The organism is Allokutzneria multivorans (assembly GCF_039537405.1).
GTDB lineage: Bacteria > Actinomycetota > Actinomycetes > Mycobacteriales > Pseudonocardiaceae > Allokutzneria > Allokutzneria multivorans.
This window is the reverse complement of record NZ_BAABAL010000018.1, coordinates 467,623-494,322: the sequence shown is the minus strand read 5'-3', so window position 1 is coordinate 494,322 and position 26,700 is coordinate 467,623. Positions and strand designations below refer to the sequence as shown.

Annotated in this window: 30 protein-coding genes; 17 read left to right on the top strand and 13 right to left on the bottom strand. The window is 70.0% G+C overall.

The genetic code is table 11. From position 1 onward, the window contains the following. Positions 1–257: 257 nt before the first annotated feature. From ABD798_RS26410 to ybiA, 4 genes are read left to right on the top strand one after another with little or no spacing between them, the layout of a single operon-like run. Positions 258–2,609 carry an SDR family oxidoreductase gene (locus ABD798_RS26410; RefSeq protein ID WP_344880107.1) on the top strand — a complete coding sequence of 784 codons (2,352 nt, stop codon included), beginning with the start codon at positions 258–260 and terminating at the stop codon, positions 2,607–2,609. After that, positions 2,606–4,102, top strand: a complete 1,497-nt coding sequence (locus tag ABD798_RS26405; RefSeq protein WP_344880104.1) for a PfaD family polyunsaturated fatty acid/polyketide biosynthesis protein — start codon at positions 2,606–2,608, stop codon at positions 4,100–4,102. Before ABD798_RS26410 ends, ABD798_RS26405 begins: the two co-directional genes overlap by 4 nt. Before the next feature lie 40 nt (positions 4,103–4,142). Beyond that, complete coding sequence (locus tag ABD798_RS26400) at positions 4,143–4,805, top strand: hypothetical protein (RefSeq protein ID WP_344880101.1); 663 nt, start codon at positions 4,143–4,145, stop codon at positions 4,803–4,805. Further along, positions 4,798–5,295 carry a riboflavin biosynthesis intermediates N-glycosidase gene (ybiA, locus tag ABD798_RS26395; protein WP_344880098.1) on the top strand — a complete coding sequence of 166 codons (498 nt, stop codon included), beginning with the start codon at positions 4,798–4,800 and terminating at the stop codon, positions 5,293–5,295. The genes ABD798_RS26400 and ybiA overlap by 8 nt, the downstream gene beginning before the upstream one ends. On the opposite strand, the gene ABD798_RS26390 is transcribed toward ybiA, so the two are convergent. After that, positions 5,292–5,864 carry a TetR family transcriptional regulator gene (locus ABD798_RS26390; RefSeq protein ID WP_344880095.1) on the bottom strand — a complete coding sequence of 191 codons (573 nt, stop codon included), beginning with the start codon at positions 5,862–5,864 and terminating at the stop codon, positions 5,292–5,294. The two genes, ybiA and ABD798_RS26390, sit on opposite strands and share 4 nt — an antisense overlap. A gap of 81 nt (positions 5,865–5,945) precedes the next feature. On the opposite strand from ABD798_RS26390, the gene ABD798_RS26385 reads away from it, so the two are divergent. Continuing rightward, positions 5,946–6,353, top strand: coding sequence for a DUF6463 family protein (locus tag ABD798_RS26385; RefSeq protein WP_344880092.1), 408 nt, complete (start codon positions 5,946–5,948; stop codon positions 6,351–6,353). Here the strand turns inward: ABD798_RS26385 and ABD798_RS26380 are convergent. Continuing rightward, positions 6,330–7,640, bottom strand: a complete 1,311-nt coding sequence (locus ABD798_RS26380; RefSeq protein WP_344880089.1) for a M14 family zinc carboxypeptidase — start codon at positions 7,638–7,640, stop codon at positions 6,330–6,332. The two genes, ABD798_RS26385 and ABD798_RS26380, sit on opposite strands and share 24 nt — an antisense overlap. 72 nt (positions 7,641–7,712) lie before the next feature. On the opposite strand from ABD798_RS26380, the gene ABD798_RS26375 reads away from it, so the two are divergent. Next, positions 7,713–8,099: a pyridoxamine 5'-phosphate oxidase family protein gene (locus ABD798_RS26375; RefSeq protein WP_344880086.1), complete on the top strand. Its 387-nt coding sequence runs from the start codon at positions 7,713–7,715 to the stop codon at positions 8,097–8,099. Here ABD798_RS26375 and ABD798_RS26370 read toward each other — a convergent pair. Both ABD798_RS26370 and ABD798_RS26365 read right to left on the bottom strand, forming a co-directional pair. Next, the gene (locus tag ABD798_RS26370) at positions 8,080–8,292 is read right to left on the bottom strand and encodes a hypothetical protein (RefSeq protein ID WP_344880083.1); all 213 of its coding nucleotides are present in this window, start codon (positions 8,290–8,292) and stop codon (positions 8,080–8,082) included. The two genes, ABD798_RS26375 and ABD798_RS26370, sit on opposite strands and share 20 nt — an antisense overlap. Positions 8,293–8,507: 215 nt before the next feature. Then, a complete protein-coding gene (locus ABD798_RS26365) occupies positions 8,508–8,855 on the bottom strand; it encodes an MmcQ/YjbR family DNA-binding protein (protein ID WP_344880080.1) in 348 nt (115 codons plus the stop codon). Positions 8,856–8,948: 93 nt separating this feature from the next. Between ABD798_RS26365 and ABD798_RS26360 the strand changes: the two genes are divergently transcribed. Next, entirely contained in the window at positions 8,949–10,091 is a 1,143-nt protein-coding gene (locus ABD798_RS26360; protein WP_344880077.1) for an MFS transporter, read from the top strand. Here the strand turns inward: ABD798_RS26360 and ABD798_RS26355 are convergent. The 3 genes from ABD798_RS26355 to ABD798_RS26345 are packed head-to-tail and all read right to left on the bottom strand — an operon-like array spanning position 10,078 to position 13,472. Continuing rightward, positions 10,078–11,205 (bottom strand): GDSL-type esterase/lipase family protein, encoded by a 1,128-nt coding sequence (locus tag ABD798_RS26355; protein WP_344880991.1) that lies wholly within the window; start codon positions 11,203–11,205, stop codon positions 10,078–10,080. The genes ABD798_RS26360 and ABD798_RS26355 overlap by 14 nt on opposite strands. Positions 11,206–11,235: 30 nt before the next feature. Further along, complete coding sequence (locus ABD798_RS26350) at positions 11,236–12,006, bottom strand: amino acid ABC transporter ATP-binding protein (RefSeq protein WP_344880074.1); 771 nt, start codon at positions 12,004–12,006, stop codon at positions 11,236–11,238. Further along, a complete protein-coding gene (locus ABD798_RS26345; protein WP_344880071.1) occupies positions 12,003–13,472 on the bottom strand; it encodes an ABC transporter substrate-binding protein/permease in 1,470 nt (489 codons plus the stop codon). Before ABD798_RS26345 ends, ABD798_RS26350 begins: the two co-directional genes overlap by 4 nt. 112 nt (positions 13,473–13,584) lie before the next feature. Here ABD798_RS26345 and ABD798_RS26340 point away from each other — a divergent pair, with 112 nt between their 5' ends. Beyond that, positions 13,585–14,190 (top strand): GNAT family N-acetyltransferase, encoded by a 606-nt coding sequence (locus ABD798_RS26340; protein ID WP_344880068.1) that lies wholly within the window; start codon positions 13,585–13,587, stop codon positions 14,188–14,190. Beyond that, positions 14,187–14,678, top strand: a complete 492-nt coding sequence (locus ABD798_RS26335) for a hypothetical protein (RefSeq protein ID WP_344880065.1) — start codon at positions 14,187–14,189, stop codon at positions 14,676–14,678. Before ABD798_RS26340 ends, ABD798_RS26335 begins: the two co-directional genes overlap by 4 nt. 164 nt (positions 14,679–14,842) lie before the next feature. Here ABD798_RS26335 and ABD798_RS26330 read toward each other — a convergent pair whose 3' ends face one another. Continuing rightward, positions 14,843–16,075, bottom strand: coding sequence for an HNH endonuclease signature motif containing protein (locus tag ABD798_RS26330; RefSeq protein ID WP_344880062.1), 1,233 nt, complete (start codon positions 16,073–16,075; stop codon positions 14,843–14,845). A 535-nt stretch (positions 16,076–16,610) separates the two neighbouring features. On the opposite strand from ABD798_RS26330, the gene ABD798_RS26325 reads away from it, so the two are divergent. Next, positions 16,611–17,429 carry an SAM-dependent methyltransferase gene (locus ABD798_RS26325; RefSeq protein ID WP_344880058.1) on the top strand — a complete coding sequence of 273 codons (819 nt, stop codon included), beginning with the start codon at positions 16,611–16,613 and terminating at the stop codon, positions 17,427–17,429. On the opposite strand, the gene ABD798_RS26320 is transcribed toward ABD798_RS26325, so the two are convergent. Next, entirely contained in the window at positions 17,371–17,769 is a 399-nt protein-coding gene (locus ABD798_RS26320) for a MerR family transcriptional regulator (RefSeq protein ID WP_344880054.1), read from the bottom strand. The genes ABD798_RS26325 and ABD798_RS26320 overlap by 59 nt on opposite strands. A 27-nt stretch (positions 17,770–17,796) precedes the next feature. Here ABD798_RS26320 and ABD798_RS26315 point away from each other — a divergent pair, with 27 nt between their 5' ends. Continuing rightward, on the top strand, positions 17,797–18,507 hold the full coding sequence (locus tag ABD798_RS26315) for a methyltransferase domain-containing protein (RefSeq protein WP_344880051.1): 711 nt from the start codon (positions 17,797–17,799) through the stop codon (positions 18,505–18,507). Here ABD798_RS26315 and ABD798_RS26310 read toward each other — a convergent pair. Next, the gene (locus ABD798_RS26310; protein ID WP_344880048.1) at positions 18,488–18,934 is read right to left on the bottom strand and encodes a hypothetical protein; all 447 of its coding nucleotides are present in this window, start codon (positions 18,932–18,934) and stop codon (positions 18,488–18,490) included. The genes ABD798_RS26315 and ABD798_RS26310 overlap by 20 nt on opposite strands. Next, positions 18,931–19,305, bottom strand: a complete 375-nt coding sequence (locus tag ABD798_RS26305; protein WP_344880045.1) for a nuclear transport factor 2 family protein — start codon at positions 19,303–19,305, stop codon at positions 18,931–18,933. The genes ABD798_RS26310 and ABD798_RS26305 overlap by 4 nt, the downstream gene beginning before the upstream one ends. Before the next feature lie 73 nt (positions 19,306–19,378). Between ABD798_RS26305 and ABD798_RS26300 the strand changes: the two genes are divergently transcribed. Beyond that, complete coding sequence (locus ABD798_RS26300) at positions 19,379–19,933, top strand: PadR family transcriptional regulator (protein ID WP_344880042.1); 555 nt, start codon at positions 19,379–19,381, stop codon at positions 19,931–19,933. A gap of 48 nt (positions 19,934–19,981) precedes the next feature. Here ABD798_RS26300 and ABD798_RS26295 read toward each other — a convergent pair whose 3' ends face one another. Beyond that, positions 19,982–21,094 (bottom strand): S1 family peptidase, encoded by a 1,113-nt coding sequence (locus ABD798_RS26295; RefSeq protein WP_344880039.1) that lies wholly within the window; start codon positions 21,092–21,094, stop codon positions 19,982–19,984. Positions 21,095–21,335: 241 nt separating this feature from the next. Here ABD798_RS26295 and ABD798_RS26290 point away from each other — a divergent pair, with 241 nt between their 5' ends. Further along, a complete protein-coding gene (locus ABD798_RS26290) occupies positions 21,336–21,989 on the top strand; it encodes a single stranded DNA-binding domain-containing protein (protein ID WP_344880036.1) in 654 nt (217 codons plus the stop codon). Here the strand turns inward: ABD798_RS26290 and ABD798_RS26285 are convergent. Beyond that, positions 21,919–22,905: a helix-turn-helix transcriptional regulator gene (locus ABD798_RS26285; protein WP_344880033.1), complete on the bottom strand. Its 987-nt coding sequence runs from the start codon at positions 22,903–22,905 to the stop codon at positions 21,919–21,921. The two genes, ABD798_RS26290 and ABD798_RS26285, sit on opposite strands and share 71 nt — an antisense overlap. A 61-nt stretch (positions 22,906–22,966) precedes the next feature. Here ABD798_RS26285 and ABD798_RS26280 point away from each other — a divergent pair, with 61 nt between their 5' ends. From ABD798_RS26280 to ABD798_RS26265, 4 genes are all read left to right on the top strand, one after another. After that, complete coding sequence (locus ABD798_RS26280) at positions 22,967–23,251, top strand: DUF1905 domain-containing protein (RefSeq protein WP_344880030.1); 285 nt, start codon at positions 22,967–22,969, stop codon at positions 23,249–23,251. A 97-nt stretch (positions 23,252–23,348) separates the two neighbouring features. Further along, positions 23,349–25,133 (top strand): ThiF family adenylyltransferase, encoded by a 1,785-nt coding sequence (locus tag ABD798_RS26275; protein ID WP_344880027.1) that lies wholly within the window; start codon positions 23,349–23,351, stop codon positions 25,131–25,133. Further along, positions 25,118–26,101: a 3-oxoacyl-ACP synthase III family protein gene (locus tag ABD798_RS26270; protein ID WP_344880024.1), complete on the top strand. Its 984-nt coding sequence runs from the start codon at positions 25,118–25,120 to the stop codon at positions 26,099–26,101. The genes ABD798_RS26275 and ABD798_RS26270 overlap by 16 nt, the downstream gene beginning before the upstream one ends. Positions 26,102–26,113: 12 nt before the next feature. Then, a complete protein-coding gene (locus tag ABD798_RS26265) occupies positions 26,114–26,647 on the top strand; it encodes a hypothetical protein (RefSeq protein WP_344880021.1) in 534 nt (177 codons plus the stop codon). The last annotated feature ends 53 nt before the right edge of the window (positions 26,648–26,700 follow it).

The window sequence follows — 26,700 nt, the reverse complement described above, 5'->3', positions numbered from 1 at the left end:
GTAGGCGTGCGGGCTCCGCCGACAGGGCCGGACGGGCTGCGACGCCTGGGAGAACGCCTGTCCCCGAACAGGTGAGTGTCGCTCGCGCGATGTGCACATTGCGTGCTGATGGTTGCGGGTAATTTCCCCTGCCGAGTGAACAAGGGGCGGCAATCGCGTGTCCCGTCGGGTGGATCTTCAACGGCGGTGCGCTGGTGTGTGACCATCCCACGGCCCCGAATTCACCCGGCCACGTCTTCTTGAGGAGTCCCGCCACCGTGACTGTCGCTGTGACCGGCGCGACCGGCTTCCTGGGCCTGCGCCTCGTTCGCGAGCTGCTGGAGCGACACACGAACCTGCTCGTGCTGGCGCACGCGGGATCGCCGGACGCCGTCGAGCGCATCGGGCGGTTCCTGGAGCTCTCGGGCACCCCGCGCACGGTGATCAGCACGCTGCCGGACCGCATCCGCGTGGTCGAGGTCGAGCTGACCGAACCGCGCATGGGCCTCTCCGACGAGGACTACGAGTCGCTCGCCGGGGAGCTGGAGGTGCTGTGGCACTGCGCGGGCGGCGTCGACCCGAGCGCGGGCATCGAAGCGCTGAGGCTGGCCAACGTCACCACCACGCGCACCGTGCTGGACCTGCTCGACGCGTCGCCCCGCACACCGTTGCTGCACTACGTGAGCAGCGCGTTCGTGGCGGGCTCGCGACGGGAAGGGGTGATCGAGGAGGACGCGCTCGACGACCTGCCGGGCTTCGAGAACGCCTACGAGCGTTCCAAGCACGAGGCCGAGACCGCGGTGCGCGCCTGGGCCGACGAGACCTTCCGCCCGGTGGTGGTGCACCGCCCGAGCCTGATGATCACCGACGCGCCCGCGCCCGGTGAGCTGTGGTCGCACCCCCTGCTGAACCTCGTGCGCGCCGGCAAGGCCCAGCAGCGCCGGATGCGGCTGGGCTGGCTGCGGCTGCCGAGGTGGCTGCGCCCGACCGTGCGGCTGGTCGGCCACGAGGACGCGCGCCTGAACTTCATCCCGGTGGCCCACGCGGCCGCGGCGATGGCGAAGATCGCCGACTCGGTCGCCGAGCACGGCCCGGCGGGTGTCGTGCAGACCTACCACGTGGTGCACGGCAGCGACGTGCCCGTGCAGGCCGTGATCTCCGTGCTGGAGAAGAACTTCCCGCTGCGCGTGAAGCTCGTTCCGCAGCCGCCGCACCGGATGCGCGCGATCGAGCGGGTCACCCAGGTCTCCAGCCTGGAGCCCTACCTGAGCCACCGCAGGACCTTCGACGACGCCCGCGCCAGGGCCGTGCTCGGGCCGCACGGCGCGGAGACCCCGATCGACCTGGACTACCTGCTGGCCAGCGTGCGCACGGTGGGCACGGGTCCGCGCAGGCTCGGCCCGCTGGACCGGGTGTACCTCGACTACGACGCCGGTCATCCGAACAGCGCGGAGCTGGGCGGGTTGCTGCGCTTCGCCGGACGCGCGCCCTCGGTGGAGGAGCTGCGCGAGTACGTCGCCGCGCGCGTGGCCCGGGTGCCGGACCTCTCCCTCGCGCTGAGCTCTGGGCGCGACTGGGAGCGCCGCGAGGAGCTGGACCTGAGCTACCACGTGCGCGAGATCGCCACGGTCGGCGGGACCGGCGACATCGGCCTGCGCTCGGTGGTGGAGGACGTTCTCGGGCAGCGGCTTGCCCGCACCGAACCGCTGTGGCAGCTCTGGCTGGTCCACGGCTACCGCGACGGCGAGTACACCGTGTTGTTCAAGCCGCACCACGCGTTGCTCGACGGCGCGTCAGCGGAGGAGGCGCTGTACCGCCTGCTCGATGACGAGGCGGCCGAGTCCGAGGCGCCGAAGCCGTGGTCGGGCAGGCCCAGGGTGCTGCGCTCGGTGATGAGCGGCGTCGCGCGCTACCTGCGCGGCTTCCGGCCGGTGTCCGCGCGGCCGTTCTCCGCGCGCGGACTGACCGGCGAGCGCCGGGTGTGGTGGACGACGGTCGGTTCGGAGCACCTGCACCGGGCCGCGCGGCTGCACCGGGTGACGGTGAACGAGATCTACCTGGCCGCGCTCAGCGGGATGCTGCGCGAGTGGCCGGGCATGCCGTGGCGGACGGTGCCCGAGCGGATGTGGGCGCTGGTGCCGATGACCGTGGGCAGCAGTCCGGGGCCGGACGAGCTGGGCAACCACTCGGTGCCGCTGCGGGTGGAACTGCCCTGCGACGAGCCGGACCCCTTGAAGCGACTGGCCCGGGTCCGCGCCTCCAGCATCGAGCAGAAGAACGTGATCGGCACGACGCGCGGCATGCGCTCGCTGCCCACCTGGCTGGTCCGGCTGACCTGCGCGCTGACCTTCTCGCGCTGGCACGTGGACCTGATGGCGGGCAACAGCAGGTGGACCCGCAAGGTCGACCTCTTCGGCGCGGAGGCCGTCGGCGTGGTGTCGATCGGCATGCTGCACCGCGACCGGCCGATCGGGGTCTTCCTCGGCACCCACGGCGAGACCGCGAGCCTGTGCGTCGTCACCGACTCCGCGCTGCCCGCCTCCGACGGGTTGGACCACCTGTGGGCGGCGGCGCTGGACGAGCTGGCGCCCCGCGTTCGCGCCACCGCGCCGGTGTGGGCGGCGGCATGAGCGTCCTCGCGTTCTCCGCGGACAGCGTCGCCGAATGCGCGCGCCGCATCCGCGAGCGCGTGCACCTGGTCTCCGGTGTGCTCGCGGGCAACGACGAGATCGGCCTGGTCGTCGGCGAGGTGAAGCCCGGCAGCGTGGTCGTCGGAACGCTGCCGCCGCTGTACCCGGAGTGGCTGGGCGACCGGTCCTTCTGCACCGCGCACGGCACGCGCTACCCCTACGCGGCGGGGGAGATGGGCCACGGCGTCGCCACCACCGCCATGGTGATCGCGCTGGCCCGCGCGGAGCTGCTGGGCTTCTTCGGAACGGCTGGCCTCCCACTGTCCACAGTGGAGCGTGCGGTGCGGGAGCTGTCGGCCTCCGTCGGTGGACGGCCGAACTGGGGCGTGAACCTGGCCGCCGATCCCGCCAACGAGGACGCGGTGGTGGACCTGCTGCTGGCCAACGGGGTCCCGTGCGTGTCGGTCTCCGGCTTCCGCGAGCTCACCCCGGCCGTGGTGCGCTGCTCCGCCGTCGGCCTCATCCGCGATCCCGAGGGCCGGATCCAGCGCCGCACCAACCTCTTCGTCAAGGTCAACAGCCCCGAGCTCGCCGAGCGCTTCCTCTCGCCGGCCCCGCAGCGCGTGCTCCGCGAACTCGTCCACAGTGGACAGATCACCGCCGAGGAGGCGGAGCTGGCCGCGCTCGTGCCGGTGGCGGAGGACATCACGGCCTCCTCCGGCAGCGCGCGCCCGCTGATGTCGCTGCTGCCCGCGATCCTGGCGCTGCGCGACGAACTGGCCGCGCGGCACGACTACCCGCGCCCGGTCCGGGTCGGCGCGGCGGGTGGGATCGGCACGCCGCAGTCGGTCGCGGCGGCCTTCACCCTGGGCGCGGACTACGTGGTGACCGGTTCGGTGAACCAGGCCGCGGTGGAGTCCGGGCTGTCCGAGGCGGGCAAGCGGCTGCTGGCCGACGCCGACCTCGCCGACACCGGGCTCGCTCCGCGCTCCGACGGCTTCGAGCGGGGCGAGCAGGCGCAGGTGCTGCTCAAGGGCACCGAGTTCGCCGCGCGCGCGAGCAAGCTGCACAAGCTCTACCGCGACCACCAGTCGCTGGAGGAGATCCCGTCCGGTGAGTTCTCCTCGCTGGAGCGGGAGATCCTGGGCCGCCCGGTCGCGAGCGTGCTGGCCGAGCTTCCCGCCGTGAGCGACGCGCGGCAGCGGATGGCGATGGTGTTCCGGTGGTACCTCGACCGGTCCGCGCTGTGGGCGGTGCACGGCGACCCCGGGCGCGCCGCCGACTACCAGCTGCGGTGCGGGCCCGCGATGGGCGCGTTCAACCGCTGGACGGCGGGCACGTTCCTGGCCGAGCCGCACAACCGCTCCGTCGTGCAGATCGCGCTGAACCTCCTGGAAGGCGCCGCCGTCGTCACGCGCGCGCAGCAGCTGCGCGGCTACGGAGTGCCGGTTCCGACGTCCTCGTTCGCCTTCCCGCCGCGTGAGCTGCCGTAATTCGGCTCCGCGTCGGCGGGTTCGCGGCTAGCCTGCCCCCGTGCAGACCGCCCTCATCGCCGCCTTCGCCCTGACGCCCGTCGGGTGCTGGCTGCTGCTGGCCCGGACCGAGCGGCTGCTGTGGCCGGTCGCCCTGGGCCTCGCGGGCTTCGGCGGGCTGAGCTTCCCGGTGCTGTCCGGGCTCGTGCCGACCGAGCTGGACCGGGTCCTCTGGCTGGGCTACGTGCCGCTGACGATGCTGGTGGTCCTGCTCGCACGGCGCGCCGAGGGCTGGGCCGCACCGCTCACCCGGCGCGCGCTCGCCGGTCGGGTCGTGCTGATCCTGTTCGCGGGGCCGGTGTGGCTGGGCGTCGGGATCGGGTGGTGGCTCATCGAGACGGAGCCCGGCATGCCGTCGACCTCCGAGGTGCTGCCGCTGCCCGACGGGGTGCGGGTGGTCGACGACACCAGGACCGGGTGCGGGTCCAACTACTGCGGGCGCACCGTGGTGATCGCCGGACCGGCAGGGGAGTCCGCTGTGGACACTCTGCGCCGGGTTCGCGAGGACCTCTTGGGCGCCAAGGGTTTTCGCGAGGAAGGACCGAGCGCGGTGAGCAAGGTGCACCGTCGAGGTTTCGGTGAGCGCGACCTCGACGTGGAGATGTACGTGCAGGACGGGCGAATCCTGCTCCAGCTGGGTGACGGGAAGAACTTCCGTGACTGAGAACCTGCTCTTCTGGGGGCACCAGCCCGAGCGCGACGGCAGCGTGGGCAAGGGCTGCCTCAGCCAGTGGTGGCCCGCGCCGTTCGTGGTGGACGGGCTCACCTTCGCCACCGCCGAGCACTACATGATGTGGCGCAAGGCCGTGCTCTTCGACGACACCGCGACCGCCGAGCAGGTGCTGGCGGCGGCGGATCCCAAGGCGGCCAAGGACTTCGGACGCGGCGTCGTCGGCTTCGACACGGCGGTGTGGGAGCGCGAGCGCTACGACATCGTGGTCGAGGGCAACCTGGCGAAGTTCCGCGCGCACCCCGAGCTTCGGCGCTTCCTGCTGAGCACGGGCCACGCCTGGCTGGCTGAGGCGAGCCCGCTCGACCCGGTGTGGGGGATCGGCCTGGCCGCCGAGCACCCCGACGCCGCGCACTTCGAGCTGTGGCCCGGCCTCAACCTGCTCGGCAAGGCGCTGATGGACGTCCGCGCCCGCCTCCGCTAGGTGATGCCTACTGAGCGGAGTACGGCGCCGAGGGTGTCGTAGGTCCGGTTGAGGTCGATGGCGTCGGGGGCGATGCGCCACTGCATGTGGATGCCGACGACCGCGCCGAGAACGACGGTTGCCAGTTCGTCGGCGTTGACGTCGGCGGGGAGGTCGGCGCGGCCCAGCCACGTGCTGATGCGGCGGCGCAGCGACTCGTGCAGGTCGGCGTACCACTTGTGCGGCGCGGAGCCCGGCTCGACGGCCTCGCCGACGAGCGTGGCGAAGAGCTTGGTGGACGGGCTCCGCGTGAACGCGACGAGGGTGTCCAGTGCCTCGTCGAGCGTGTCGGGCTCCCCGGCGAGCGGCCGCACGACGGCGTGGTCGACGACGGCGCCGAGCAGGCCTTCCTTGTTGCCGAAGTGCCAGGGGATCGAACCCCGGCTGATCCCGGAGCGCGCGGCGATGTCCTCGAAGGTCGTCTGGCGGTAGCCGCGCTCGGCGAAGAGCTCGGTCGCGGCGGTGATCAGCAGCCTGCGGCTCTCCTGCGTGGTCTCGGCCCGCCTGCCGGCCCGTGGGGTGCTCGTCACAGCCGCCGATCCTAGCGTTGGCTACCGATCACGTTCTAGGTCGTGCAACACTCCCTGTGTTGGCCAACATAGAAACGGGAGGTGGACGTGCCGGTGAAGACGCAGCTGCGCTGGGCGAGCGCGGTCATGATCGTGATCGGGGCGGGGCACCTGGTGCTGGCCATCGTGTTGGCCTGGGACAGTCACGCGAGGTGGCTTGACCAGGGGCTGTGGGCGTCGGTGCCGCTCATGGGCGGCGCACTGGACAACGAGGTCGCCTTCTGGGCCGCGCTGGGCAGCTTCTCCGTGCCGCAGATCCTGCTGGGCTGGGTCCTCTGGCACCTCGCCGGGCGCGGCGTGACCGTGCCCGCCGGGGTCGGGTGGGTCTACGCCGCGTGGTGCGTGCTCGGTGGGATTCTCCTTGTGCCATCGCCGTTCTTCGTGGGAGTCGTCCCGGGTTTGCTCATCGTCTCCGCCGCTCGGAACTCACACGAGCGAAGCCGCGGCTAGCGTGCAGCCGACCTGGACGGCGACGAGCTTGCGGATCGCGATCCGCTCGCCGGGCAGCTCGCGCGTGGCCTGGGCGCACCACTCGGTGAACCGGGCCTCGACGTGGGCGAGGGCCTCGCGGATGCCCTTGCGGGTGTTGCCGGAGCCGAGTTCGGCGTGCAGCGCCCGCAGCAGGGTGCCCGCGAGCCGGATCCGGAACATGTGCGGCAGCACGTCGAAGGAGCACACCTCGGCCACGGTCGCGAGGCGCGCCGGGCCGTCGGCGATGTGCTTCCACGCCCCGGCAACGGCTTCCGCCTGCGTCAGACTGTCCACAAGGGACCGTTGGAACGGTGTGTCCAGCGTCAGATCCGGCTCCGCGACGGCGAGCGCGGCGCGGAGGAAGCGACCGGCCTCCTCGACCTGCTGAGCGGTTCTGCGCACCAGGGCGGGAAAATCCGTGTCGGACGGGCTCGTGTCGGCGGCGCGCGGGTCCTCCCAGTACGGCACCTCGGTGACGATCGTCGTGGTGCCGTGGCGCGCGGAGTAGTCGCCGCTGCTCGCACCGAAACTCCCGTCGCCGCCGACCTCCGCGCTGGTCGGCATCCTGATCACGCCGGGGCCGAGCATGCTGCTGTCGGGCACCTCCCACACGGCGTTGTGCAGCGGCACGCCGAACCACCCGGGGACCTCGCCGAGCGCGGCGGTCAGCGCGTTGTTCGCTGTGTCGTCGACGGTGCTGACGTAGGTGAAGACTCCGCCGTACTCGCCGTTGTGCAGCGAGCTGATCAACACGGGCCGCACCTCGTCGATCACTCGGGCCAGCGCGGCGGTCTCGGGCAGGGGGCGGTCGAAGTAGCCGGGCTCGTCGAGCTTCGGGAAGGTCCACTCGACCTGCTCGTCCATGGCGGGGCGGTAGAAGTGCCTGCCGAAGACCTCCCAGCCGCCGGGCCGCGTGTGCCAGCCCTCGTTCAGCCGCGCGCCGTCCGGGTCGACGCACGGGACGAGGTGCCAGCGCAGGCCGGAGCGCAGCGACTCCTCGGCGCAGAGCAGGCGGCCGAGCTCGCGCACGGTCAGCGCGCCGACGGGCTCGTTGGGATGCGGTCCGCCGAAGGCGAGCGCGGAGCGCGGTCCGTCGCCGATCACGGCCATGACCAGCGGTTCTCCGTGCCGCGACGTGCCGATCCTGCGCAGCTCGACCAGGTCGGGGTTGGCGGCGGCCAGCTCGGCGAGGTCGGCCTGCATCTCCTCGACGGTGGGGAAGCGGTCCAGCGCGGGGATGCGGTCCAGTGCTGCCCTGAGGTCCATGCGCGCTCCAATACCGTAGAGGCTCTATGCGATAGGGACTCTACGGTATTTCGGGGCGGGCAGGATGGGGCTGTGGACACGACACTCGCCGACCGCCTGGAGCACGATCGCAACGCGTGGCTGTGCACGCTGCGCCCGAACGGCTCGCCCCACGTGACCCCGGTGTGGTTCATCTACCGCGATGACACCTGGTGGATCGGCAGCAGCGAGCGCAACCGCAAGGTGCGCAACATGATCAACGATCCGCGCGTCTCGCTGGCGCTGGAGGACGGCATGGCCCCGGTGGTCGCGGAAGGGCTCGCGACCGTGCACGAGGACGGCTTTCCCGACGACATCGTCGCGGCCTTCAAGGCCAAGTACGACGGGTGGGACGTCACGGCGACCTGGGAGGGTGAAGGCGCGCGCGTGCTCGTCGAGGTGCGAATGACGAAGTGGCTGCTCAGCGGCGTGGCTCAGTGACCGAGACGATCAAGCACGGCAGCCGGTAGCGGTGGCCGTCGGGGTCCGTGCCCCACAACCACTGGCGCCCGTCGGCCTCGGTGTAGGCCTGCGTGACGCGCAACCGCACCCCGGCGACGTCGACTCCGCCGCAGGTCACGCCTGGTTTGATCGTTACGGTGTCGCCGGTCCTCGGCGCCTGCTCGCTCGTCATGACAGCCTCCTGCCGTGCGGCAGGATGCCACCACGAGCGGCCGGTGCCGGAAAATGTTGCCGTCTTGATGTCTAGAGCCTGTCGTCTCAGTCGTCAGGTTCGCCGGTGTTCAACGACAGCACCGAGCAAGTCCGTGGGGTTCGAGGCGGTTAACGATGATCAACAGGAGGGTTTGGTGGTCTTGAAGACACCCCAACCCCTCAGCGACACACGGACTAGAGCGTCGGGAACGGAACGGAGTCGATGAGGTCCTCCGGCGCGGACAGCCGCCACGCCTCGTAGACCAGCTCGGTCAGCTCGTCGAGCTCGATGCCGGCCAGGTACACCACGACCCACCCGAAGCCGCCCGCGGTGAACTGCTCCTCGAACACCTCGGGGCGCTCGGCGACCAGCGCGAGCTGTTCCGTCAGCGTCTGCTTCAGGCCGACGGTCTGCGTGCGCGGCCAGAAGTAGCCGAACCGCTTGCCGCGCACGCTGAACGAGCTGTAGTCGCCGCCCTGGGCGCGTTTGACGTCGCCGAGCGCGTCGATGATGCGGTGGAACTCGTCAGCCTGCACAGTCACCCGGACATTATGGGCGGCCCCACCGACAGCGTCTCGCGTTCGCTACGCGCGAGAACTGTCGCGCTCGGCGCTCTGGCACCAGATGATCAGCCGATGTGGTGGGGAAATCGCTACCCGGTGTTCGTCGCGTCCCGGCTGATCTCGCAGACCGGAGACATGGCCGCGCTGTCCGCGCTCACGGTGCACGTGCACGCGAGCACCGGATCGCCGGTCGCGGTCGGAGCGTTGTTCCTGGTCCGCATGCTGCCCAGAATCCTGGGCCTGGTCGCGGGCGCGATCGGGGACCGGGCGGAGCTGCGCGGGCTGATGATGCTCTGCGACGCCGTGTGCGGGGCGGTGTTCCTGCTGATCGCGCTCGTCGACCCGACCTTCCCGGTGTTGCTGGCGCTGGTGTTCGTCGCCGAGTCCGCCTCGACGATCACCCTGCCCGCCGCGCGCACCCTGATCGGGCGGACGGTGCCGAAGGAGCACTTGGCTGCGGCCAACGGGATGCTCATCGCGGCTTCGGCGACCGGGTTCGCCAGCGGCGCGGCGCTGGGCGGGTTGCTCGCGGGGATGGGAGACTACCGGTGGGCGCTGGTGATCAACGCGGCTTCGTTCGCGATCTCGATCCTGTTGCTGGTCCCGCTGCCGCGCGCCGTGCCGGAGCCGCGTTCCGGGCGGTCGTTCTTGGCGGAGACGGTGGCGGGCCTGGCTGTGTTGCGGCGGTCGGCTCATGTGCGGCCGGTGGTGATCGGCCTGGTCGGGATCGCGTTCGCGGCGGCGTTGGACCGGCCCGCGCTGATCGTGCTCGTGCGCGAGGACCTCGGCGCCTCAGCCCTGTGGTACGGCTTGGTGCTGGGCGGGATCGCGGTCGGCGGGTTGGTGGCCGCGCTGGGCATGCCGCGCTACCGGGGGATGGACGCGTGGGCGCTGAGGTTGTTCGGCGTCGGGATCGCGGCGCAGGCTGCCGGTCACCTGACGATGGGGCTCGCGCCGGTCACCGCCGTTGTGGTGCTCGGCGCACTGGTAGCCGGGTTCGGCAACGGCCTGGAGTCGTTGTGCGGCAACACTTTGCTCCAGCGTGACGCGCCGAAGGAGTCGCTGGGCGTCGTGCTGGGCGTGGTGCTCAGCGGCTCGTTCCTGGCCGACGCCGCGGGCTCCGCGCTGGGCGGCCTGCTGGTGGAGGCGATCTCCGCGCCGGGCACGTTCGTGGTCGCCGCGCTGATCATGCTGGCCTGCGTCAGGATTCGCTGAACACCAGCTTCGCGAAGCGCTCGCCCATGCGCACGTGCGTCGCCGCGTCGGGGTGCAGCTCGTCGGGCAGCGGCAGCTCGGCGTAGTCGGCGGCTCCGTAGAGCTGGAGTCCGTCGAGGTAGCTCAGCTTCGGGTCGTCGGCCGCGCGCGCCGCGACGATCTTGGCCAGTTCCGCGCGGATGACGGTCAGCGTGAGCCTGCCGCGTTCGGACGGGTCGCCGGTGGCGCGGAACTTGACCGTGCCGCCGCTCATGTCCAGCGCGCCCGGGCCGGGGGTGTGCTCGTGGATGGGGCAGTGGATCGGCGAGATCACCAGGATCGGCGTGTCGGGCTGCCCTTCGCGGATCGTGTCGAGGAAGCCGTGCACAGCGGGGCCGAACGCGCGCAGCCGCATCAGGTCGGCGTTGACCAGGTTGATGCCCATCTTGACGCTGATCAGGTCCGCCGGGGTGTCGCGCAGGGCTCGCGCGGTGAACGGGTCGAGCAGCGCGCTGCCGCCGAACCCCAGGTTGACCAGCTCCACGCCGCCGAGCGAGGCCGCGACGGCAGGCCAGGTCGTGGTCGGGCTGGCCGCGTCCGAGCCGTGGCTGATCGAGCTGCCGTGGTGCACCCAGACACGGCGTCCGCGATCCGGCGTCGGCTCGACCGGCGCGTCCGCGCGGAGTGCCACCAGTTCGGTGACTTCTTTGTGCGGCAACCAGATCTCGATGTCCTTGGGTGTGGACGCGAGGCTGTCGAAGCGCACCGTGCACACAGGTCCGGGCTTGTGCTCGAAGCCCCCGGTCGCCATGTCGATGATCGTGAAGTTGCCGTCCGGCACGCTCGCCCGAGCGGTGAGGCGACCGTCGACGAGCAGGTCGTACACACCGTCGGGGCGCGGCGGGACTCCCCGGTAGGCCGTCTTGGTGGCCAGCACGTCCAGCTCCACCACGGTCGCGGCCGTGCGGAAGGCCAGGCGCACCCCGGAGGGCTGGGCCTCGACCATCGCCAGCTGCGGGTCGTCGCACTGCGCGCGGGCCCTCGCCGGGAGCCGGTGCGGCAGCACGCCGCGTTCGGTGACCTCCAGGTCGAGGGCTCCGCGCAGGAGCTCCGGCGTGATGGGCGTGGTGATCATTGCGCTGCTGGAGGCCACCGGGCGATTCTGTCAGGCGGGGTGGGTGATCCGCCTCAGGAATTTCCGGGTGCGCTCCTCGGTCGGGTCGCCGATCACCTGCGCGCTGGTGCCGCGCTCGACGATCACCCCGCCGTCCAGGAACAGGACCTGGTCGGCGACCTGCTCGGCGAAGCGGATCTCGTGGGTGACGATCACCGTGGTCCAGCCCGAGGAGGCCAGGTCCTTGATCACCGCGAGCACCTCGCCGACCAGTTCGGGGTCCAGCGCCGAGGTCGGCTCGTCGAAGAGCACCACGCGCGGCTTCAGCGCCAGTGCCCTCGCGATGCCGACGCGCTGCTGCTGACCGCCCGAGAGCTGCGAGGGGTAGGCGTCGGCGCGCTCGCCGAGCCCGACCTGGTCGAGCAGTGCCCGCGCGTCGGCGACGGCCTCCTCACGTGGGCGTTTCTGCGCGAGGACCGGGCCCTCGATCACGTTCTCCAGCACGGTGCGGTGCGGGAAGAGGTTGTGCGCTTGGAAGACCATGCCGCTCTGCGCGCGCAGGCGGCTCGCCTCCTTGCGGCCCGTCCTGCCGGAGGGCAGCTGGGCGAAGTCGACCTCCACGTCATCGATGCCGATCACCCCGCGTTCGGGGATCTCCAGCGCGTTGAGCGAGCGCAGCACGGTCGTCTTGCCGGAGCCCGACGGTCCCAAGAGGACGGTCGAGGTGCCGCTGAGCGACTCGAAGTCGATGCCGCGCAACACCTTCTGGTCGCCGAAGGACTTCTCCAGTCCGCGCACGCGGATGCGAGGGGTGTCAGTCATGCCGTCACGTACCTGTTCAGTCGGGTCTCCAGGCGTTTCTGCGCGGCGGAGAGCGCGACGCAGATCAGCCAGTAGTACAGACCGGCGAAGGAGTAGAGGGCGAGGAACTCGTTGCTCTCGGCCGCGGCGAGCTGCGATTCGCGGAACAGCTCGGTGAGCAGCACCACCGAGCCCAGCGAGGTGTCCTTCACCAGCGACAGCAACGTGTTGGACAGCGGCGGCACCGCGATCCTGGCCGCTTGGGGCAGCACGATCCGCCGCAGAGTCAACGGATAGCTGAGCCCGACCGTGGCCGCCGCCTCGAACTGGCCGCGCGGCACGGACAGGATCGCCGAGCGGATGACCTCGGCCGCGTAGCCCGCGACGTTGAGGCTGAAGGCGATCACCGCCGCGAGGAACGGGGAGAACTTCAGCCCGAGCTGCGGCAGGCCGTAGAAGACGATGAACAGCTGCAACAGCAGTGGAGTGCCACGGATGATCGAGATGAACGCGCGGGCGAGCCCGGAGAGCACGCGGTAGGTGGAGATCCGCGCCAGCGCCACGCCCAGCGCGAGCACGAGTCCGATCGCGAAGCTCAGTGCTGTCAAGGGAATCGTCACCTTGACCAGTCCGACGAACATCGGCCACGCCGTGCTCGCCAGCACCTCCCACGTGCTCCGGCCGCCGCGTCCCTGCGACAGGTCCGCGTTGCCGCCGTCCGGCACGGAGACGTCGGCCTTGAAGTACTTCTCCGAGATGCCGCGCAGGGTTCCGTCCGCTTTGAGCGCGGCGAACGCCTGGTTGGCTTGGGAGAGCAGGTTCTCGTCGGCCTTGTTCGAGCCCTTGCGGAAGGTGAGGACCTGTTCGGAGCCCTTCTCCCCGGCGTTGCCCGCGATCTCGATGTCCTTGGATCCCGTGCTCGCCAGGTAGTCCAGCACCGCGATGTTGTCGTTGACGATCGCGTCGACCCGGCCCTGCGTGAGCAACGCGGCGGCTTGCGCGAAGCCCTCGACCGCTTCGACCTTCGCCCCGGCTTCGCGCGCGACCTTGGCCCAGTTGCTGGTGCTCGACTGCGCCGTGGTCTTCCCGCTGATGTCGGCGAGCGACTTGATCCGGTCGTCCCCCGTGCGCCGGACGACCACCCCGCGCGAGTACGTGTACGTGCTGGACAGGCCGTACTTCGCGCGCCGCTCGTCGTTGGCCGAGACCTGGTTGGCGATGAGGTCGATGCGGCCGGAGTCCAGCGCGGGGAAGATGGCGTCCCACTGCGTCTCGACGAACTCCAGCCGCCACCCCGCCTTCGCCGCGACGGCCTTGATCACTTCGATGTCGTAGCCGGTGAGCTGCTGCGATCTCGGGTCGTGGAAGGAGAACGGGGGATAGGTGCCCTCCGTGCCGACCCGCACGACCGGTTGCTGCGCGTTCGCCGCTGGGGCGAGCACCACCAGCAACAGGAACAGCAGCACTCCTCTGAGCGCGTGTCGCATCAGCGACTCCCTCGACCTCGACCCGGCAACGCGGTGCGAGGTTAGATCGGTTCAGGGGTGTTCCGCGCGCTGATCCACTATGCGGGATAGCTCGTTCGGGCATGATGGACTGGTGGATTCGAGTGTTGACCGCGCCGTGCGCGACTGGGTGCACGGCTGGGCGCTGACCCGGGGCACCTCCGCGCCCGTTGCCGAGCCCGACGGCTACCGCATCGACGTGGGTCGTCCGGGTCACCTCGTGCGCTACGTGCTGCCTTCGGCGTCCACGGTGGACTTCAGGAGTGCTTCGCTGACGGCTCCCGGCACGTGGCTGAAGATCTGCGGGCATCCCGCTCTCGGTCCACAGTGGACCGTTGAGGCGCCGGAGTACTTGATGGGCAAGGAGCTCTCGGCGTCGTCCCGCGTCGCCCCGCCCGCCGGTTACGTCGTCTCGCGCTCGCCGCTCGGCGTCGAGGTCCGCGCTTCCGACGGTTCTGTCGCCGCTTCGGGCCTGTTCGCCGTGTGGGGTTCGGCCTCCACTGTGGACCAGGTGGTCACCGATCCCGCGCACCGCCGACGAGGGCTGGGCAGCGTGGTGATGAGCGAACTCGACGTGCTCGCCGCCGAAGGTGGTGCTGTGCGGTCGGTTCTGGTCGCGACCGAGGACGGCTTGGGTCTGTACCGGCGCCTCGGCTGGGCTGTGATCAGTCCCGTCACGGCCGCTCACCTCGCCTCATGAGGTTCTCGTGGCTGGCTGCCCACTACCCGGGCCGTCCCGTTGAGCAGCTGTGGTTCGCTCTCGACCGCGACGCGCGCGGCGACTGGTGGTTCGACGCGTACTTCCTCGGTCGCGTCCGGTTGAGCGGAGGTTCCGAGCACGTCGCCCGCTTCGCTTCGTGGCTGCTCAAGCCTGCTGTCGATGAGGCGTACGAGCGGAGTTTCGTGCTCGTCGACGATGAGCCCGACCCCGGTCGGCCGATTTCCTGGCTCGCTCCTGGCGCCACCGAGCCCGCGCGAGTTTCCGACACCGTGTTGACCGTCGAGGTCATGATCGGCCGCGACGAGGACGGCGGCCCGGAGTACCTGATGCTCCAGCCCAGCGGCCGCGCGCCGCAGCAGGGTTTCGCGTTCCAGATCTGCGCGGAGCTCGTGTGGGAGCCGATGGACCGCGCGTCTGTGGAGCGCGCCGCTGTGGCGTTGCTCGATTCCAGCGCGGGTCCGGCTTGACCTGGGGCCCCTCGCGCGTGCCCTTGGGCCTCTCACGGGCACGGAAGGGATTCCGGCCCTCGCGGGGAAGCGTATGGCACGCGCACCCCAGGTAAAGCCTCCGTTCCGTTGCGCCCCTTGCTTTCCAGCCCCTCGTGTTGTGCGCATTACACCTCCCCTCCCTGTTACGCCGTCAGTCGTGGGTCGACTCTGATGTTGCGCATCGGTTTCTGCTCCGCATCCACCCACGTCGGCGGAATGAAGTCCGGTCGCCCGTCCTCGCCGAAGACGATCTTCCAGTCTTCTTGGTGGATCACGTGATGGTGGTGCGAGCACAACAGGGTCATGTTGTTCAAGTCGGTCGGGCCTCGATGCTCTACCCAGTGCAACACGTGGTGAGCTTCCGTCCACGCGGGTGGCCGGTCGCATCCGGGGAAGGCGCATCCCTTGTCCCGCACCGCCAACGCCCTGCGTAGGGGAGCAGGCGCGGTCCGGGCGGAGCGCCCGTAGTCGAGGGGGATGCTCTCCCCGTTCAACACCACCGGGATGAGTTCGGCGTCGCAAGCGAGTTGCCGGATCAGCGAGGCGGTGGCTTCGCCGTCCCAGTCGGTATACCCGGTCCGGAGTTTCTCTTCCAGGTAGTCCAAGCGCATCGTGACGACCATTTGCGGTCGAACGCCTCCGCTGGCCGGGAGGTCATGGGTGGCCATCGCGACCGCGACCAACTCGCAGAGTCCGTCGGCATACCGCTGCTCCACCGTCCGAGGATCTTGCTCACCATTGGTCGGGCGGGGTTTGGATACGGCGTGCAGGGCTTCTTCGAAGATCGCGCCCTCGATGGGCGGGAGGCATCCGTTGAAGAACAGTGATCCGTGTTGGTCTTTGCCCATCCGGAACGACCGCGCTTCCACGGCCTTCTGCTCGTCTTTGAACGCGCCTTCTTGGTCGAAGTGGGAGCGGACCCGTTTGCCTGCTTGCGCCAACTCGCGTGAGGTCAGCTCGGGTGCGTAGGTGAGGAGGATGTCTTCGGCTTCGTCGGCAGCATCGGCGGGGATGTTTTTGATGACATCGGCGATGACGGCGGCGTGATCGCCACTGATCTCGCCTGCGTACAGGGCGTCCTTCGTGGAAGGTACACCGGGCAGGTCTTCTACGAGCAGCGAGCGTCGCTTCGCTTCCGCCGGAGAAATCTTCAAGTGTGACCGCAACAGTGTCGCGAGGTTCCGGCACCCTTGCGCGGTGTGCAGACCACGATCCTCCGCATACTCAGCGGCATCGACCTTTGCTGCGGTCACCAGATTCGTGAGGGTCTCCAACTCAACCAGGAACGCGAGATGCTCTTTCTCGGAGAGCTTGTAGACGTCGCGCGCTTCGAGATGATCTACCAAAAGCGTCTTCACTGCCTTGATATCCAACATGATTCACCTCCCTGTGCTGGCTACCCCTCATTTTAGCAACTCCTCCAACAGCGTCAAATCCGTTGCAGGCCAAGGGGAAACGGAACTGTCAGCCGTCAGCGAAACCGGGGTCGGCTTTACCTGGGGTGCGCGTGCCATACGCTTGTCAGCGTGGCCGGGATTCATCCCGTGCCCGTCCGGCCCATTTCGGCACGCGCGAGGGGCCCCAGGTCAAGCCGACCCCCATGCTGGAACTGTCACGCTCCACGCAGCCGTCCCCGAGCTGGAAGCGCAGCCGTACCCCGCTGGAAAGAGCTAAAAGCTCCAGCCTTTCCCGACCTGGAAGCCCAGCCTTTCCCGACCTGGAAGCCCAGCCGTACCCCCGCTGGAAGCCCAGCCGGTGCAAACCGGAACCCCAGCCGCCCCCCACCTGGAAGCCAGCCGTCCCCGACCTGGAACCCCAGCCCTACCCGCCCGGAGAACCCGTCCGAAGTCACCCCTTCAACCACGGACGAATCGGTTTGGCCTCGGCCACAACGCCTCGTAGAGACAGGCCATGAGCGACTGGATTCCCGACGGGATCGACCTCAGCAAGCCGAGCGCGGCGCGCGTGTACGACTACTACCTCGGCGGCGGGCACAACTTCGAGGTCGACCGGGTCTTCGCGGAGCGGGCGCTGGTCGCACATCCTTTCGCCCGCGAGATGGCGGTGATCAACAGGACGTTCGTGCGGCGCGCGGTGCAGTTGATGGTGGGGCGCGGGATCAGGCAGTTCCTGGACTTGGGCTCGGGGATCCCGACGGTGGGCAACGTGCACGAGATCGCGGGGGACAGCCGGGTGGTGTACGTGGACTGCGAGGACGTGGCGGTCGCGCACACCAGGATGATCCTGAAGGGCAGCGACAGGGCGACGGTGGTGCACGCGGACGCGGCGCGGCCGGAGGACGTCCTGCGCGCGCCGGAGACGACGCGGATGCTGGACTTCGACGAGCCGGTGGGGGTGCTGGCGGCGACGGTCTTCCACTACGTGCCGGAGCAGCACGACCCGTTCGCGGCGCTGGAGCGGTACCGGGACGCGGTGGCGCCGGGGAGCTACCTGGCGATCAGCCACCTGGCGAGCGACGGGCTGCCCGCGATGATCGAGCAGATGGCGGCGATGATGAAGGAGTCGCGCAACTCCATCCACGCGAGGCCGTGCGCGGAGATCGCGCGGATGTTCGGCGACTTCGAGATGGAGGAGCCGGGGCTCGCGGGGGTGGCGCACTGGCAGTCGGAGCGGCCGGTGGACGCGGTGCGGCACCTGGACGTGGGGCTGCTCATCCAGGCGGGGATCGGTCGGAAGCCAACAGGGCGCGGAAGTTCGGACACTGGATGACGTCCTCGTGCTCGCAGCGCAGCACGTGGGCCAGCAGCTCCAGAGCCTCCTGGGCGGCGCGGACGCGGTGTTCGAGCCGAGCCTGCTGCTCGCGGAGCACGGCCTTGCGGTCAGCGCCCGCGGGTGCGTGCAGGAACACGCGCGTGTCGTCGAGGCTGAGGCCGACCTCCTTGGCCTTGAGGATGAACGTGACGCGCTCGGCATCTTCGGAGCCGTACCTGCGGTGACCGCCGGAGTGCCGCGCCGGTTCGAGCAGCCCCATGGACTCCCAGTGCCGCAGGACGTGCGTGGCGAGCCCGAAGCGCGCGGCGAGCTCGCCGATGGTGAAGCTTGACTTCATGTCGACATGAAATTGCACGCTCGGCGCATGGTCAACGACTTGAGCAGCGCCCTGGACCGGCTCGACACCCTGCCCGCCTCGGTGGAGCTGCGGAAACGCTCCTACGAGCTGCTGAGCGCCCGGCCGGGTGACGCGGTGCTGGACGTCGGCTGCGGCACGGGGCTCGCGGTGGCGGAGCTGGCCGAACGCGGAGTGAGAGCGGAGGGCCTCGACCCGAGCCCGGACATGATCGGCGCGGCGAGGACGCGGTATCCGCGTGCGGAGTTCACCCTGGGAGTGGCGGAGTCGCTGCCGCAGGCGGACGGCTCGCTGCACGGGTACCGGGCCGACAAGGTGCTGCACGCCGTGGCCGACCCGGAGGCCGCGATCGCGGAGGCGGCCCGGGTGCTGGCGCCGGGCGGGCGGATCGTGGTGCTGGGCCAGGACTGGGAGGGCGTCGCGGTCGACTCGGACGATCCCGTGCTGACGCGGCGCCTGATGGCGGTGCTGTCGGAGGGCGTTCCGCATCCCACGATCGCCCGGAGCACGCGGAACCTGGTGCTGGACGCGGGGTTCCGCGATGTCCAGGTGGAGGGCAGGCTGCTCGTGTTCACCGGGGCCGACGCGATGATGCACCTGCTGCGCCGCACGGCGAACGACCCGGACGGACCGCGGTGGCTGGCCGATCAGCTCGACCGGGCCGAGCGCGACCGCTTCTTCGGCATGGCTCCGGTGCTCATCACCTCGGGGACGCGCTGACGGCGGCTTTCGCGATGCGCGACAGCACGCGCCGGACGGCGACCGCGTGTCCTCCGCTGCCGATGACGAGCGCGCGGTAGACGCGGCCGAGCACGCCGGGGAATACGGCTCGGCTCTCGGCGCGCAGCCGCGACCGATCGGGACCGAGATCGTCGACTCGGAAGATCAACTCATAGGTCGAGAAGCGGTGACGGCCCGAGAGAATCAGCGGAGTCGTCGATGTGACGCGGAACCCGGGCAGCGTCGAGCCCTCCGCCAGCGGGCGCGGGCCGGACGTACGGGTCTCAGGGCAGCCGACGAGCCGCGTGTAGAACTCGGCGAGGGAGCCGGAGAAGGACTTGTCGAGCGCCTCCGTCAGCGCGGCCCACACCGCCTCGGCGGGTGCCGCCACGGGGACCGTGTGCTCGTCGATGTGGGGGAGTGTCATCGCCGCGCGCCGAGCTCGGCGGCCATCGCGTCGGCGAGGGCGTGCGCGGCGCTGAGCGGGCGGACCATGACCGTGAGCTGGTCGATGCGGCCGTGCTCGTCGACGTGCAGGAAGTCCGCGCCCTCGATCTCGCGGTCGCCGACCCGGGCGTGGAAGACGAGCACCTGGTCAGCGGCGTCGGGGGCGCCGATCTCGCGCACGTAGCGGAAGTCCTGGAACACCCGGGAGACGGCGCGCAGGATCGTGCCGACCACCTCGCGGCCCTGGTAGGGGCGGAAGGCGACGGGGCTGTGGAAGACCACGTCGTCGGTGAGCAGCGCGACGGCCGCCTCCATGTCCTGCGCTTCGACGGCGACCCGGAAAGCACGCACGGCTTGCTCCTGAGTTAGTCAACTAGTTGAATAGGTGTCACTGACACTAACCCCTTGCGGGAAGGCTGAACAGATGGCTCTGCGTCACGCGGTGCTCGCCGCCCTGCTGGACGGGGACGCTTCGGGCTACGAGCTGGCGAAGCGCTTCGACGTGTCCGTGGCCAACTTCTGGTCGGCGACGCCGCAGCAGCTCTACCGCGAGCTGGAGCAGCTGGAACGCGCCGAGCTGATCCAGGGCCGCGTCGTGGAGCAGGAGCGGCGGCCGAACAAGCGCGTGTTCAGCCTCACCGCCGCCGGTCGCGAGGAACTGCACGCGTTCACCGCCGAGCAGACCCGGCCGCCGGCGATGCGTGATGATCTCCTGGTCAAGCTCCGCGCGCTCGACATCGGCGACCAGGAAGCGCTCCACAAAGCCATGTCCGCCCGGTTGGAGCTGTCAGAGGCCAAGCTCGCGCGCTACGACCGGCTGCACGCGGACCTGCTGGACGGCCGCTCCGAGCAGGAGTACGCGCGCGAGGCGGAGTCGATCGGCGTGTACCTGACGTTGATGGGCGGGCGCGCCTACGAGCAGGCCAACGTCAACTGGGCCAGGGACGTGCTGCGGGTGTTGGAGCTGCGCGAGTCGTGAGCTGAAGCGACGGGCACCCGCGACGGCTCGCGGGTGCCCGTCCTCGCCTCAGCTGGTGATCAGGCGCAGGCCGTACGCCTTGAGGATCGGGTTGACCGGGAAGAAGAACGTGGTCGCGGGCGCGCTGCACCCCTCGGCGGTGCCGCCGGAGGTGACGCCCTGGGCCTGGTTGCCCGACAGCCAGGAGCCGCCGGAGTCACCGCCCTCGGCGCAGGCGTTGGTCTTGGTCATGCCCTTGACGGTGCCCTGCTCGTAGACGACGGTCTGGTTCTTCGCCTGGATGGTGCCGCAGCGCCAGCCCGTGGTGGAGCCGGAGCGGCAGACCGCCGCGCCGACGGCCGCTTCGGTCGAGCCCTGCACCGCGACGGTGCCGCCGTTGTAGCGGTTGACCACGCCGCGCGAGACCCAGCTGGAGTTGGTGCCCACCCAGCCGTAGTCGTTGCCGGGGAAGCTGGAGCCGCGCACCGTTCCGGAGGCGACCATGTTGTGCCCCCACGTCTGCTGCCCGGCGGGGCTGCAATGCCCAGCGGTGACGAAGCCGCCTTGGACGGAGAAGCCGATCGAGCAGCGGGCCAGGCCGAACAGCATGTGGTAGGCGTCGCCGCCGCGCGTGTCGTGCAGCGTCTTGTACTGGTCGTCGCTGCGCTCCACGGTGATCGCGCTCGCGTCGGCACCGCTGGCCTTGACGAACTTCTCGCCGTCGGCGACGACCTTGGCGGTCACGACAACGCGGTTGTTCGCGGTGTCGACGTACCACCCGCTGACGACGCCCCTGGCGTGCTGGTCGGCACTGTCCAAAGTGGACTTCACGGCGTCGAGTCGCTTGGCGCTGCGCGCGACCACGCGAGCCTGCGCGCCCGCCGCGCGGACCGCGCCGATCTTGCTCGCGTCGGTCACGGACACGATCAGCGTCGGGTCACCGGCGGCGAAGTGCGACCCGGCGTAGCTGTCGCCGAGCACTCCGCGCAGCTCGGCGTCGGTCTCAGCGGCCCTCATCTCGTTGGCAGCTCGGGCTTCCGCCTGCTCGGCGGTCAGGCCGAGGTCGCGCTGCATCGCGCTGAGCATCTCCGGGGAGGCGGTCGCGGGCAGGGCGAGCGCCGCCGCCGAAGTGATCGCCAACAACGCGGCACCGGCGAGGCGGACAGCTGAATTCGGCTTCATGGAAGTACTCCCGTCACGGCAGGGGGCGTGGGGCAGAGCCGCTCTCCCACGGTGGCTCACGGCGGGGGGCCGAACTGCTGCCGCGGCACGTTAGGGAGCCCGTTTCGGCTCAGCTATCCGCCATTCCGGGCAACGCGCGGTGGTTGTCGCTCCAGCGCGGAACGTCGGCGAGGCATCCCTACTTCAGTAGGAGAACCTGGGAGGCGTTGTAGGCCGTTCGCGGTACTGCCATTCTGGGGGAATGTTCACCCTGCTGTCCCGCCTGTCGGCCGCGGTCCTGCTGACCGTCGCGCTCGCCGTTCCCGTCTCCGCCACTCCGACAGTGAGCACGATCGCCGAGGCCAGAGCGTTGCCGCTGGGCTCGACCGTGACCGTCGAGGGCACCACGACCACGCCGAGCGGTGTCTTCGAATCAAGCTTCTACGACAAGGGTTTCGCGATCCAGGACCGCTCCGCCGGGATCTACGTGAAGACCGCCGACGACCTCGGCGCGCGCCCCGGCCGCCGCGCCCGGGTGAGCGGTGTGCTGACCGACAGCTCCGGCCTGCGCACGATCGTGCCCGCCACCGACGGCGTGAAGTTCGGCCACTGGGCGCTTCCCGTGCTGCCCGAGCCTGTGCGCACCGGCTCCGTCGGCGAGTCGACGGAGGGCCGTCTCGTCGCGGCGGTCGCCAAGATCACCAAGCCGGTGGAGAACGATCTGCCCTACGGCCACAAGGTCCACGTCAACGACGGCTCCGGCGAAGTGATCGTCTTCGTCAACACGCAGACCCGCATCGACGTGAGCCGCTTCGCCGCTGGGCAGCGCGTGCGCGTCGTCGGCTTCAGCAGCCAGTACGAGGACCACCACGAGATCGATCCGCGCGGTCCGCACGACCTGCTGCCGCTCGGGTAAGCCGCTCGGCGAGGAGCTTCACCTCCGCGCGCACGGCATCTCCTTGCAGCACAACGAAAGGAAGCTCCGTCGCGGCGAGCTGCGCGGCGTACCACACGGCGTTGTCGGTGCTTCCGCGCAGCGCGCAGCCGTCCCCATCTTCGGTCAGTCGGCCGAGCGCGCGCGGAACACATTGGGCCGCAAGGGAAATCGGCACCTCGAAGCGGACTTCGGCCTCGTGCGTCCAGCCGTCGGCGAGGTGGTTCTCCACCTCCTGCACGGGATCGAGGTCGGCGGGCGGGTCGAAGGAGCGACCGGTCGGCTCGGCCTGCTCGACGCGGTCCAGGCGCAGCACGCGCCTGGCTCGGGCGGTCTGCGACCAGCACAGCAGGTACCACCGCCCGTGACGCACCACGACGGCCCACGGATCGAGCACCATGTCCCGGGCGCGGTAAAGGATTCGCAGCTGCTGCCTGCTCTCGCACGCCTGCGCGAGCGCGGCAGTGAGCTGAGGATCGGGGCTGGCCGCCGCGTCGCCGGGGTTCTGGGCGTTCACCCGCCGGATGGCCTCGACCGGCGCGGCGGAGGACGCGGGCAGCACGCGAACGATCTTGCCGAGCGCCGTGGCCACGGGGTGGTCGCCGTCGGCCGCGCCGTGCCAGCCCTGGAGCACGGCCATGACCAGCCCGAGCGCCTCGGGCGTGCTGAACATCAGCGGCGCGAGGCGGGCGCCCCGGCCGACGCGGTAGCCCCCGTACGGTCCGCTGAGCGACTCGATGGGAATCCCGGCCTCGCGCAGGATGCCCACGTAGCGGCGCGCGGCGCGGTCGGTGACGCCGAGCCGCGCGGCGAGCTCCGCCCCGGTGATGCCCGGTCTGTCCTGAATGGACTCGAAGGCGAGCAGGGCGCGCGCCGTCGGGCTGAGGTCGTCACGCATGCGAGGCCCGAATCTGCGTTTGAGGAAGCGGAACGTCCGGGACTGATCGTAGCGTTGCCGCATGAAGGTCACGTTCACCGGCGAGGTCTGGTACTGGCGCGGCCCGGCGCCGTGGTACTTCGTCACCGTCCCCGAGGAGGTGCGCCGTGACATCCAGGAGCTGTCGGGGCACGTCAGCTACGGCTGGGGGATGATCCCGGCGACCGTCACCGTCGGCGGGAGCACGTGGGCGACCTCCCTGTTCCCCAAGGACGGCAGCTACATCGTGCCGCTGAAGACGCAGATGCGCAGGCGCGAGGGGATCGAGGAGGGGCAGACGATCAGCCTGGATCTCGCGATCCCGTAGTCGCTCCCGTAAATGTGCCCCCTGAGCTGCGCTTTGTCGGTGACAGCGAAGTGACAACGCTGCCTGGCAGGCTGCGGCGATGGGAGCACAGTGGCATGTGAGCGCCTTTCACGCGCGTGCCGACGATCGCGCCGACGAGGACGGCGTGATCGCGCTGGTGCGCGAGCTGCGGGCACGGGTTCTCTTCGACCGTGGCCGCCGTCCCGCCTTCCGTGCCGACGACGGCACGCACGTGGACGACCAGGTGCTGGACCACGGCGCCTGGCACTTCATCGCGCGGCGCTCGCCCGACGGGCCGCCGCTGGGCTACATCAGGCTCTCCACGCCGGAGACGGGTGAGCTGTTCCAGTCGCTCGCTTTCCTCGGTGCGGAGCGCTACGCGCACGTCCTGCGCGCTGAAGGCGTTGCTGTGCAAGACACCTTCGAGCACAGCAGGCTCGTCGTGGAGCACCGCGCGCGCAAGCTCGGCCTCGGCGCCCACCTGAACGCGGTCGCGATCGGCGCCGCGCACGCGCTGGGCGCCAAGCTCATGATCGGCACGTCCGGCACGAAGGACGGCCAGCACGTCTTCCACGAGCGCTTCGGTTTCCGTGCCGTCAACAGCACGCGCCGCTACGTCGACCGCTACACCGAGGACGTCGTGATCATGGTCCACCGGCCCGCCGACGGAGCGGGGGAGTACCTCGACCTGGTCGCCGAGATGCGCGACGCCTTCCCGGGAATCGCCTCCGCCACAACGGAAATCGCTCCGGCGCCGGAGGCGTTCACGCTTCCCGACACCGCCGACCGCTCTGCTTGGCGGCCCACCCTGTTCGACCTCGCGCACGACCGCTCGGCCTTCGCGGCGCTGCTCTCGTCGGGCCGCGTGCGGGAGGTCCACGACACGATCGACGCGCAGCTCGACGAGCTCATCCGCAGTCGTGAACCGTCGATCTCCTTCGGTGACGAGGAGATCGCGGCGCGCAAGGTCGAGCAGCTCGCCGGGGTCCCGCTCCAGGCGTACGGCACGTGGGCGTGGTACCCGTGGTCGGGGCGGCTCGTGCACGTGCTGCCGCGCGAGGAGTTCCGGCTCGTGCGCACCGACCGCAACCGCGGCAAGGTCGAGCGCCCGGCCCAGCGCAGCCTGCTCGAACGCCGCGTCGGCATCGTCGGCCTCTCGGTCGGCAACGCCTCCGCCGTCACGTTCGCGTTGGAGGGCATCGGGGGTGCGTTCAAGCTCGCCGACTTCGACAGCTTCGGCCTGTCCAACCTGAACCGGCTGCGCGCCGGAGTGCATCACCTCGGCGTCAACAAGGCGGTGATCACCGCTCGGCAGCTCTTCGAGATCGATCCCCACCTCGACGTCGAGATCTTCACCGAGGGTCTCACCGAAGCCACGATCGGCGAGTTCTTCGCCGGCCTGGACCTGGTGGTGGAGGAGTGCGACACGCCCTACGCCAAGATCGCCGTGCGTGAACGGGCCCGCGCGCTCGGCATCCCGGTGGTGATGGACTGCAACGACCGGGGGATGCTCGACGTCGAGCGCTTCGACCTCGAACCCGACCGCCCGCTGCTGCACGGCTTGATCGGCGACGTCACGGCCGAGTCGGTGAAGTCGTTGACACAGCAGGAGAAGGTGGATCTCATCCTGGCGATGGTGGACGCCGGCAGGATCAGTCCCGAGCTGCGCGCGTCCTTCGACGAGCTCGGCAAGACGTTGAGCAGCTGGCCGCAGCTCGCGTCCGGTGTCGCGCTCGGCGGCGCTCTCACCGCAGAGGCCGCGCGGCGCGCCCTGCTCGGCGCCGACTGCCCTTCCGGCCGCTTCTACGTCGACTTCGCCGAGCTGATCACCGCTTCCGCCAACAGCCTCGCCGATCGGAGCCCGGTGTGCGGCCCGTCGTGATCGCGGGCACCGGCCTGCACGTCCCCGACACCGTGGTCACCAACGACGACCTGGCCAGGATGATCGACACCACTGACGAGTGGATCACCAGCCGCACCGGGATTCGTTCGCGCCGGTGGCTCGCACCGGATCTCGCCGTCTCCGACATGGGCCTTCCGGCGGCTCGCTCGGCTCTGGAGTCCGCGCGCCTCGCTCCGTCCGAAGTGGACGTCATCATCTTCGCCACCTACACCTGGGACCAACCCCTGCTGTCCACCGCGTTGATCGTCAAGGACAAGCTCGGCGCCGACCGCGCACTGACCTTCGACGTCACGCATTCCGCGTGCGCCAACGGTGTGCAGGCCGTCATGCTCGGCTCCCACCTGTTGCAGTCCGACGGCATCCGTTCCGTGCTCGTCATCGCCGCCGACGCCGCGTCCCGTGTCACCGACCCGCTGGAGCGCACTTCCCGCGTCTTCTTCGGCGACGCCGCTGCCGCAGTCGTGCTGCGCCGTGGTTCGGTCCCCGGTACCGGTTTGCTCGCATGGGATTTCGGTTCTGAGCTGTCCGATGCGGTTGAGATCCCCGCCGGTGGTTCGCGCTTGCCCACCTCTGCTGTCACGGTCGCTGCGCGCCAGCACTACCTCCAGATGGACGGCCGCGCGGTCTGGGACGCTGCGACCCGCTGGCTGCCTGACAGCATCCTCGCCGCGACCGCGCGTGCCGGTGTGTCCGTCGCTGAGGTGTCGCACTTCTTTCTGCACCAGGCCAATGTGAACATCATCAAAGCTGCTGTCGAGAAGCTCGGAGTGCCGCTGTCCCGGGCTCCGATCACCCTGGATCGGCTCGGCAACACCGGCTCCGCTGGAGTGTTCACCGCGCTGCACGAGTCCGTCAGCCGGGGGTTCGTCCGCTCCGGTGAGGCGTTCGTGATGTCGGCGATCGGCGCGGGTTTCCAGTGGGGTTCCCTGTGTTTCCGGCAACCGTGACATCTTGTGCTTGTGGATGCTCTTTTGATCGGCGGCAGGGCCGGTGTTGGCAAGACCACTGTCGCGTGGGAGGTTTCGGCTTTGCTGCGGGCGGTTCCCGTCGCGCACGCGCTGATCGACGGCGACTTCATGGGGCAGGTTCACCCGGCTCCTGAGGGCGATCCGCACCGTTCGGAGATCACCACGCTGAACCTCGCGGCTGTCTGGTCGAACTACGCGCGGCTCGGTTGTTCCCGGCTGGTCTACACCAACACGCTGTGCGTCATGCCTTCGGCGACGTCCATTTTCACCCGCGCTATGGGCTCTGATCTGCGGATCGTCCGTGTCTTGCTCACTGCTTCCGATACCACCGCCCACTCCCGGCTCGCCCACCGCGAGCTCGGTTCGGAGCTCGACCAGGAGTTGGTCAACAGCGCCAGCAAGGCCCGCCTGCTCGACGCGCGGTGTCCTGCTGACACGGTCCGCGTGGCGACCGACCACCGATCCGTGCCGGAGATCGCTCGCGAGGTGATCGCTGCCACCGGGTGGACTAGCGCCTGTGGTTGAGCTGTGCATTCCGGTCACGATGTCGCTGCGGGTTGAGGTGTCTTCAAGACCAG